This window comes from Halomonas rhizosphaerae (assembly GCF_030012485.1).
GTDB lineage: Bacteria > Pseudomonadota > Gammaproteobacteria > Pseudomonadales > Halomonadaceae > Halomonas > Halomonas rhizosphaerae.
In genome coordinates this window covers 1-9,141 of record NZ_JASCQQ010000016.1, presented here as the reverse complement: position 1 = coordinate 9,141, position 9,141 = coordinate 1, and the positions used below count along the sequence as shown (strand labels likewise).

Sequence of the window (9,141 nt, the reverse complement as noted above, 5' to 3'; positions counted from 1 at the left end):
GTCGTGGGTGATGAAGTCGTCGATGTTGATCTCGCCGTTCATGTAGCGCTCCACGTAGCCCGGCAGCTCGGTCCGCCCCTTCACCCCGCCGAAGGCGGAGCCCTTCCAGACCCGCCCGGTGACCAGTTGGAACGGCCGCGTGCTGATCTCCTCGCCGGCGCCGGCCACGCCGATGATCACCGACTCGCCCCAGCCCTTGTGGCAGCACTCCAGCGCCGAGCGCATGACGTTGACGTTGCCGATGCACTCGAAGGAGTAGTCGACGCCGCCATCGGTCAGGTCGACGATCACCTGCTGGATGGGGTCGCTGTACTCCTTGGGATTGACGAAGTCGGTGGCGCCGAACTGCTCGGCCAGTTTGAACTTCTCCGGGTTGACGTCGATGGCGATGATCCGCGCGGCCTTGGCCATCACCGCGCCCTGGATCACCGCCAGGCCGATGGCGCCCAGGCCGAAGACGGCGACGGTACTGCCCGGCTCCACCTTGGCGGTGTTCATCACCGCGCCGATGCCGGTGGTCACGCCGCAGCCCAGCAGGCAGATCTTGTCCATCGGCGCCGCCTTGGAGACCACGGCCAGCGAGACCTCGGGCAGCCCCGTGTACTCGCTGAAGGTGGAGGTGCCCATGTAGTGGTGCAGCATCTGGCCGTCCAGCGAGAAGCGCGAGGTGCCATCCGGCATCACGCCCTTGCCCTGGGTGGCGCGCACCGCGCTGCACAGGTTGGTCTTGCCCGAGAGGCAGAACTTGCACTGGCCGCACTCGGCGGTATAGAGCGGGATGACGTGATCGCCGGGCTTGACGCTGGTGACGCCCTCGCCCACCTCCTGGACGACGCCGGCCCCCTCGTGGCCCAGCACCGCCGGGAAGTTGCCCTCCGGGTCGGCACCGGAGAGGGTAAAGGCATCGGTGTGGCAAACGCTGGTGGCGGCGATCTTCACCAGCACCTCGCCGGCCTTGGGGCCCTCGACGTCGATCTCGACCAGGTCCAGGGGCTTGCCGGCTTCCATGGCGACGGCGGCACGTGACTTCATGGCATCTTCCTCGGTCGGTGTGTTGATCCTGATGACAGTCTAGGCAATTCGACGCCTTGGGATAAACTGCATCAAACACATGACATTGTTGTCACAGAGCAACAGTCCACGCAGGAGAGGTCAAGATGCAACGCTGGGACAGGATCGAAGCCTTCGTGGAAGTGGTCCGCCTGGGAACCTTCGCGGCCGCCGCCCGACACCTCAAGGTGTCCAACTCCCATGTCAGCCGCCTGGTCAGCCAGCTGGAAAACCAGCTGGGGACCACCCTGCTCTACCGGACCACTCGCCAGATTCGCCTCACCGATGCCGGGGCCCTCTATTACGAGCACTGCCATCACCTGTTCGACGGCTTTCGCGAGGCCGAGGCGGCGATCAACGACCTGCAGGCCCGGCCCCGGGGTGTGCTCAAGCTGAGCTCGGCGACCACCTTCGGTGAGCGCTTCATCGCACCGCTGATCAATGATTTCCTCTGCCAGCACCCACAGCTCGAGATCCGCCTGCACTTCACGAATCGCCAGGTGGACATCATCGACGAAGGGTATGACATCGCCATCCGCATGGGCACGCTCAAGGACTCGACGCTGATCGCCCGGCGCATCTGTGAACGCCACGAGTACGTGGTCGGCTCCCCGGACTATTTCACCCGGATGCCCCAGCCCCATACCCTGTCGGAGCTCTCACGCCACCGTTGCCTGGTGGGCTCACGCGACCACTGGCGGTTCGATGTCGATGGGGTGCGCCGCGCGGTCCGGGTCGAAGGGCCCTGGGAGGGAAACTCGGGACCGGCCCTGCTGGATGCCGCCCTCAAGGGTCTGGGGCTGGCCCAGCTCCCCGACTACTACGTGGATCCCTACCTGGCCAGCGGCGAACTGATATCGGTACTCGATGCCTACCAGCACGACGATACCGCGGTCTGGGCCGTCTACCCGCGCCATCGCCACCGCTCCCCCAAGGTGCACCAGTTCATCGACTACCTGGTCGAACATATCGATGAACTGCTCCCCGTGCGTCGCTGAGACCGGCAAGGCTCCAATGGTCTCGGTGGCGTTGGCAAAAAGCCGCAAAGTGCCATAGCTTGAAGGAAGACCGACCCCGGCATTTCGTCATCATCCCCTGAGAGGTACTGGATGGATAACGTCAACTTGCGCAGGGGCGCCGCGCCGCTTGCCACCCTGGCCCTGTTCACGATGGCGCTTCTCGCGGCCCCCCTGGCCCTGGCCAATGACTACCCCACCGAAACCCGCGTCGACTACGTACTCGGCTGCATGGCCGCCAATGGCCAGGACCACCTGGTGATGCAGAAGTGCTCGTGCAGCATCGACGTGATCGCCGAACTCATGCCCCATGAGGACTACGAGGCGGCGAGGACCGTGATGAGCATGCAGGATCAGCCCGGCGAGCTGGGCATGCTGTTTCGCACGGAGCGCAGCATGCAGGAGGATCTGAACCACTTCCGCAGCGTGCAGGCCGAAGCCGACCTGCGCTGCTTCTGAGGCGGCATGATTCGCCACGTCCCGGCTGTCCCCAGGCTGATGCCGTCTCTAGGGCTCGTGCTGATGACCCTCGTCTCCCCCCCCGCCTTGCCGGCAGACGATGCCGTGCTGGCCCAGGGCGAGCGGGTCTTCCGCAACCAGTGCCGGGGCTGTCACTCGCTGACTCCCGGCAGGCATATTGCAGGGCCCAGCCTGCACGGCGTGGTCGGGCGCAACGCCGGTGAGGTCGCGGACTTCGAGTACTCACGAGCCTTGCAGGATGCGCAGCTGGCGTGGACCCCCGAGGCCCTCGACCGTTTCCTGACCGACCCTGACGCCTTCCTGACCGGCACGCGCATGGTGTTCTGGGGACTGCCGGAGGACGCCCGGCAGCCGCTGATCGACTATCTACGGCATGTCGGAGCGCCTTAGGCATTGTCCGAACGCTGGCTGCGCTCGCCGACGTTCCAGAGAACGCCTGGTCTCCCGGCGATCACTCGCCCCCTCCCCCCTTGCGCGCCATCATGCCCCGCGCCGGATTGTAGGCGAGAATCGCCAGCCCGAGCAGCACGACCGCCGTCACCAGGGAGATCGAGATGGCCACCGCATGGAATCGCTCGTACATCGCGAAACGAATCATTTCCACGGCATAGGTGAAAGGATTGAGGGCAGCGATCTGGTAGACCAGATAGCTGCCCTCGCGGATGCGCCAGAGGGGGTAGAGGGCCGATGAGAGGAAGAACATCGGGAAGATCACGAAGTTCATGATGCCGGCAAAGTTCTCCAGCTGGCGCACGAAGGTGGACAGCAGCATGCCCAGGGCCCCGACCAAGAAGCCGGTCACCACCAGCGCCGGCAGCACCAGCACATAGCCCGCCAGCGGCGCCTGAACCCCATAGAGGTAGGCGATGGCCAGGAAGACATAGACCTGCACGATCGACACCAGGGTGCCGGCCAGCAGCTTGCAGACCAGCAGGTACCAGCGCGGAAAGGGACTGACCAGCAGGACACGCATGCTGCCCATTTCGCGGTCGTAGACCATCGACAACGAACTCTGCATGCCGTTGAAGAGCTGGATCATGCCGACCAGCCCCGGGACGATATAGACCTCGTAGAGGACGTAGGTCTGATACGGCTCGGTCATGGCCACACCGAGCGCCATGCGAAAACCGGCGGCGAACACGAACAGCCAGACCAGCGGCCTGACCAGCGCGGCCACGAAACGCGAACGCTGGTGCACGAAGCGCAGCAGCTCACGGCTGACCACCCCGCGAAGACAGTGCCCGTAGCTCGTCAGCTGCATCGGTCTGCCCCATGGGTCAATCGGTCGAAGGCGTCGCCGATCGAGGCACTGCCGGCTCGTGACACCACCTCGGTGACACTGCCATCGGCGCGAATCCGGCCACGATGCAACACGATCACGCGGTCGCCGGGATGGACCTCGTCGATCAGGTGGGTGGCCCACAGCACGGCCACGCCCTGGTCCCGACACAATTGATGCACATGGTCGACAAGCGCTCGACGCGACGCGATGTCGAGCCCCACCGTAGGTTCATCCAGCAGCAACAGCTGAGGCTCGTGCAGCAGAGCGCGGGCGATCTCGACGCGTCGACGCTGGCCCCCGGACAGATGGCGGACGCGCTGTCGCAGGCTCTCCGGCATCTCCACACGCGCAAGCTGCAGCACGGCACGCCGCCTCGCCTCGGCCGGTGCCATGCCGTGCAGGGCGGCATGATAGGTCAGGTTCTGCCTGACGGTGAGGTCCAGATCCAGGGTGGGCTGCTGGAACACCACGCCCATCCGGGCATGGGCCTGGACCGAATGGCGGCTCAGGTCATGGCCGCCGATGCATATCCGCCCCTGGCGATAGGCGTAGAGCCGGGTGATCAGGGAGAACAGTGTGGTCTTGCCGGCCCCGTTGGGGCCAAGCAGCACCGCGAACTCCCCCGCCCGGAGGTCGAAGGAGAGCGACTCCAGCACCGGCTGTCCACTGTAGCTGAACCCGAGGTCCCGCACCCTCAGGGCAGGCTCGTCACCCGGCGGCGCTGCCCGCTCGCCTCGCTCGAGGACGCCTATCGATGCCATCGCCCGGGTCACGGTTCGACGACGACCCCCCAGGGGAAGCGGCCCACGGGTATCGAGCGGATCGCCTCGAGGTCGTCGACATCGATCACGGTGACGTCACCACTCACCCCGTTGGTGGTATAGAGGCGACTCTCGTCGGCATTGAGGGCCAGGTGCCAGACACGCTGCCCCACCAGCAGGTAGTCGAGCACCTCATAGCTCTGCTGGTCGATTACCGCGACACGATTGGAGGGCCCCAGGGCCACGAAGCCATAGCGCCCGTCCGAGGTCAGTGCCACACCCACCGCCTGCACCGTCTCGCGGGGCACGCCCGGCACATCGAAGCGGATGGTGTGGCTGACATCGAAGGTCTCCTGCATGTCGATGATCGACACCGTGGCACCGACTTCCGCGGAGACCCAGGCCTCCGCGCCATCGGCCGTGAACTCGGCATGCCGGGGACGCGCCCCCATCAGCCGATGGTGGACCGCCTCCATCGTCTCCAGGTCGACGATATGCGCCATGTTGGAGGTCTCGGTGGTCGCGATCAGCCACTTGCCGTCCGGGCTTATCCCCACCCCCTCGGGCTCGACCCCCACGGGGATCTCCGTCACCAGCCTGCGCTGCTCGTAATCCAGCACCGAGACGATGTTGTCGTCCTCGTTGGAGACATAGACGTAGGGGCGGTTGGGGTCGACCCGGATCACCTCGGGGTCCTCGCCGGAGGAGAGGCTTCGCACCACCTTCAATGACTCGAGATCGATCATGTCGATGGCCTCGTCATCGCCCACCGCCACGAAGAGCTCGCTGCCGTCGCTGCTGAAGGCCATGGCACGCGGCCGACGCCCTACCTTGATGGTCTCGATCACTTCCAGGGTCTCGCCGTCGATCACCGACACGGTATTGTCCTTCTCGTTGGAGACGAAGACGCGTTCGGCCAAGGCAAGGGTCGGCAACAGGGTCAGGACAGCTCCCAGGAGGGCAGGCCCGAGCACCGGGCGACCGAGGTGTCGCGCCCGGGCTACGAATGATCCGATCAGAAACGGCATGTCGATTCCCCCTCGTCAGCCCCCAGGGAGTCCAGCGGGGAGCGCGGATGCAGGTAGCCCTCCTGGGGCGAGACGGACGCCACCATGCGCGGTCCGGTCACCAGGATGGGCTGGCGCAGCTGGTGGTTCCAGGTGCGATAGCTCACCGGCAGCCCCAGGTAACCGGCCAGTTCGAACTCCTCGCTGAGCATGTAGTCGAGCAGCTCGCTTCGCGCCACCGAGCCGGTTCTCGCCGCGGCTTCCCCCAGCGAGCGCACCGCCAGCCAGGCCGCGAAGTCGGTCGGGGTCATCCAGCGCCCGGCCTGATCCTCGAAGCGGCGCTGCAACTGCACCCCTCCCCAGGACTCGTGGGCACGGTGCCAGGCGGTGGCGATCAAGCCTTGGGTACCGGCCACCGGCCGGGGCAGCCAGCCCTGGTAGGGAAAGTATTCGCCGAAATAGTCGTTCTCGTCGGCGATGACCAGCACGTCATGCTCGTCGAAGTCCTGCACGAAGACCGGGATCTCGCGCTGTATGGCATGAAATCCCCCCTCGGCACGCCTTGCCATGGGGTCGTGGGGCCACATCTTCTCGCCGACGATGTCGTGGCCGAACCGCCTGGCCGATTCGCGAAAGGCCTCGGCCAGCAACCGGTCCTCGTCGGTATTGCCGTAGACCAGGGCCCAGCGATCCCACTGCTTGTAGGCCAGGAACTGGGCCAGCGCATCGGCCAGCATGCGGCGGCTGGGGGTGGTATGGAAGAGGTTGGGGTGACAGGCCTCCCCGCGTAGCGCATTGTCGGGGGCGACGATATTGAAGACCACGCGCTCCCCCAGGGCCGAGGCGTCCATCACCTCCTCCAGGGCCTCCCGGGGCAAGTCACTGACGATCCAGTCGGCTCCCTGTGCGACCAGGTCGTCCAGGCCCTCGAGCACCTCGCCGTCGCGGGACACAGTCGCTTCGACCAATTCGAATCTCTGGCCCAGAAACTGGCCGGAGGCATTGTTGTCGCTGATCGCCAGGCGTGCCCCCTGCCGCCCTTCATCATCGAGGACCGGGTCGAGCACCGACAAGGGCTCCAGCTCGTCATCAGGCTCCAGCCCCAGATACCCCAGGGTGAGGATCTCCGCCGGCTGGTCGCCTTCCTGAGCGCCAGCCGGACCAGGCAGCCCCAAGCCCACCACGGCCAGCCCCAGCAACAGCCATCCTGCGGCTCGGGGCCTGGCACAGGGCCCTGTTATCCTGTCATCGCATGTCTGCATCTGGCCTCCCCTCTTATCCCTGGTTCATCCTGCGGCTCTTTCTTCTGCCTTCTACAACTCGGCACGAATCGCCCTCACCATCCGGCTCAGCTCCTCCTCGAGCAGGGAGGGTTTCTCGCACAGAACCGGGAGGAGCTGCTGGCGCTTCTGGAAGGTTCGCTGTTCCCAGTGCAGTTCCTGGCGCAGCTGCTCGATGTCGCCACCATTGGCCTCGCTCGAGGCGCGCCGGGCCTCGAGCTCATCGACCAGTTCCGCGAGCCGGTCCAGCCGCTTGACCTGGCCGCGCGACGCACTGCGGATGCGTTCGATGACACGACTGCGTTCGCGATTGACGCGCTCGAAGAGGCCGGCAAACAGCAGCGTCAGACGCTCCTCGCGCTCGGCCTCCGGCTGGCTCGCCACCTGCGCGACGAAATCGCGCACGCGCTCAAGGGCCTCGTCACGCGGGGTCTCGCGAGCCGTGGCGAAGCGCACCACGTGGCCGACCTCCTCGTCCTCCCACCATGTCCGCTCCAGTGCCTCGGGGGACGGCCCGGTCCAGATGGTGCCCCAGGCCAGCTCGGGCACCAGGCGTTGCACACAGGGCCAATCCGGCGGCCCGGTAGCGGCTCGCTGCGCGCGAGCATCCGGGATCCCGAGCCCCAGGATCGTCATCGTCAGGCCCAGCGCCAGGCCCATGACCCGCATGTCATTCGTCATCCTGGCCTCCCGAGGCGGCAAGGGGGTCGATCAACTGGCCGTGCCGGTCGAGAAGCGGAACGCCGTAGTCCACCAGGATGGCATTGATCTCGTCCTGATGCCGTTCGATGAAGTCGTTGAGGGTGTCCTTCCAGTACGGCTCTCCCTGCCGTACGCCCATGGTGATGCGGTAATCCAGGCGGGCATCGGTGTCGTCGTCGACCAGCGGGACGACCTCAAGCGGCGGTGTCTGGCGTGCCGCGTAGTAGCCGGCGATCGGCCCCCAGAGCACCGCGGCCTCGGTCCTGCCGGCGGCCACGTCCTCGATGGCTTCCCTGGCCGGCGTCCTGGCCCGGGTATCGGTCTGCAGCGCGTACCCCTCCACCCGGGCGCCGACACGACGCAACGGCACCAGCGGAGGGGTCTCGGAGACGACGCCGACACGTCGACCCTTCAGGGCCTCATCATCCAGCGAGGACACGGCCAGATCGGAGTCCGCGGGCACCACCAGAGAATAGATGGAACGATAGTAGTCGTTGGTGTTTTGCACGAAGCCATAGCCGGCAGCGACACCGATCATCACGTCACAGAGGCGCAGCTCCAGGGTGTTGCGCACGAAACCCATTACCTGGGGGGCCCAGACGTACTCCAGGGGAAGGTCCAGGTCATCGGCCAGGAGCTCGGCGATGCGGTTCTCGAACCCTTCGCCCGCCTCGTTGGTGAAGGGCAGGTTGTTGCCGTCGGCACAGACACGCAGCTGGTCACGTTGCGTCTGTTCAGGCAGGTCGGCCCGTACGTCACTGGCGAACATGGCCAGGCCAGCCAGCAGGCCCGCCATGCCCCGTCTCCCCCACCAGGTGTCGACACGCATTCGCTCCCCCTCGGTCTTGCTTCGTGACCGCCGTTGTCTCGTCCAAAAAGCCAGGGGCACTGGCCACCTCAATCCTGCTCTTCGTTGCTCGTCTGCGTTTCCTCCTCGTCTTGTTCCTCCTCGTCTTGTTCCTCCTCGTCTGCTTCCTCCTCGATCACCCTGGGACGCCCCCGGTCCAGGTCCCCGGCACCGCGTGCCTTCATGTAACTGTAGATGTTCTCGATATTGCTCAGCACGTACTCGTCGTCGGCGAAGGAAGGCATGACCCTGCCGGGCTGGAGTTCCAGACCACTGACGATGGTGTTGGAAAATTCCCCGAAGTTGCGCCGCTCCGCGGCCTGGATCAGGCTCGGGGCAAAGGAGGACCCCAAGCCGTCAGGACCATGGCAGGCCATGCAGGAACGGGTGTAGGCAATGTAGCCATCGTAGGTGCCCTGATCGACCTTGCCGTCGATGACGGTATAGTTCCCGGGGCCGGCCTCCGGCTTCGCCGAGGCCGTCTCCTCACCGTTGCCGGCGGCATGGGCGGAGAGCCCCCCGGCCGCGAGCAACATGATGCCCAGAGTGCCGAGGGCCTCGACACCGAACTGTCGCGGGGTCCTGATCAAGATCATGCGATCTCCTTGTGCGATGCGCCGGTAGTGCAGCAGTGAACCTGGGGCAGGCTCCACCGGCGTGGGCCACCTTGTGGTGGGGGATTCGGTAACCGGAACGTCGATGGCACGAGACCTTCA

11 protein-coding genes are annotated in these 9,141 nt (G+C 65.8%); 3 read left to right on the top strand and 8 right to left on the bottom strand.

Annotated elements, in window-relative coordinates:
* On the bottom strand, positions 1-1,032 hold a 1,032-nt coding region (locus QLQ86_RS08335; protein ID WP_282816548.1), incomplete at its 3' end, for an S-(hydroxymethyl)glutathione dehydrogenase/class III alcohol dehydrogenase.
* Positions 1,033-1,157: 125 nt separating this feature from the next.
* Between QLQ86_RS08335 and QLQ86_RS08330 the strand changes: the two genes are divergently transcribed.
* The 3 genes from QLQ86_RS08330 to QLQ86_RS08320 all read left to right on the top strand — a co-directional run bounded on the left by QLQ86_RS08330 (position 1,158) and on the right by QLQ86_RS08320 (position 2,936).
* Entirely contained in the window at positions 1,158-2,048 is an 891-nt protein-coding gene (locus tag QLQ86_RS08330; RefSeq protein ID WP_282734272.1) for a LysR family transcriptional regulator, read from the top strand.
* 111 nt (positions 2,049-2,159) lie between these two features.
* Positions 2,160-2,525 (top strand): hypothetical protein, encoded by a 366-nt coding sequence (locus tag QLQ86_RS08325; RefSeq protein WP_282734273.1) that lies wholly within the window; start codon positions 2,160-2,162, stop codon positions 2,523-2,525.
* 63 nt (positions 2,526-2,588) lie between these two features.
* Positions 2,589-2,936 carry a c-type cytochrome gene (locus QLQ86_RS08320; protein ID WP_282816547.1) on the top strand — a complete coding sequence of 116 codons (348 nt, stop codon included), beginning with the start codon at positions 2,589-2,591 and terminating at the stop codon, positions 2,934-2,936.
* Between the two features lie 61 nt (positions 2,937-2,997).
* On the opposite strand, the gene QLQ86_RS08315 is transcribed toward QLQ86_RS08320, so the two are convergent.
* From QLQ86_RS08315 to QLQ86_RS08285, 7 genes are all read right to left on the bottom strand, one after another.
* Positions 2,998-3,807, bottom strand: a complete 810-nt coding sequence (locus tag QLQ86_RS08315; RefSeq protein ID WP_282816546.1) for an ABC transporter permease — start codon at positions 3,805-3,807, stop codon at positions 2,998-3,000.
* Positions 3,798-4,589 (bottom strand): ATP-binding cassette domain-containing protein, encoded by a 792-nt coding sequence (locus QLQ86_RS08310; protein ID WP_282816545.1) that lies wholly within the window; start codon positions 4,587-4,589, stop codon positions 3,798-3,800. The genes QLQ86_RS08315 and QLQ86_RS08310 overlap by 10 nt, the downstream gene beginning before the upstream one ends.
* 8 nt (positions 4,590-4,597) lie before the next feature.
* Positions 4,598-5,524 (bottom strand): PQQ-dependent catabolism-associated beta-propeller protein, encoded by a 927-nt coding sequence (locus QLQ86_RS08305; protein ID WP_282816544.1) that lies wholly within the window; start codon positions 5,522-5,524, stop codon positions 4,598-4,600.
* An 80-nt stretch (positions 5,525-5,604) separates the two neighbouring features.
* Entirely contained in the window at positions 5,605-6,795 is a 1,191-nt protein-coding gene (locus QLQ86_RS08300) for an ABC transporter substrate-binding protein (RefSeq protein ID WP_282816543.1), read from the bottom strand.
* Positions 6,796-6,909: 114 nt separating this feature from the next.
* On the bottom strand, positions 6,910-7,557 hold the full coding sequence (locus QLQ86_RS08295; protein WP_282816542.1) for a hypothetical protein: 648 nt from the start codon (positions 7,555-7,557) through the stop codon (positions 6,910-6,912).
* Positions 7,547-8,374 carry a quinoprotein dehydrogenase-associated putative ABC transporter substrate-binding protein gene (locus QLQ86_RS08290; protein WP_282734280.1) on the bottom strand — a complete coding sequence of 276 codons (828 nt, stop codon included), beginning with the start codon at positions 8,372-8,374 and terminating at the stop codon, positions 7,547-7,549. Before QLQ86_RS08290 ends, QLQ86_RS08295 begins: the two co-directional genes overlap by 11 nt.
* 101 nt (positions 8,375-8,475) lie before the next feature.
* Entirely contained in the window at positions 8,476-9,021 is a 546-nt protein-coding gene (locus QLQ86_RS08285; protein ID WP_282734281.1) for a c-type cytochrome, read from the bottom strand.
* Between the last annotated feature and the right edge of the window lie 120 nt (positions 9,022-9,141).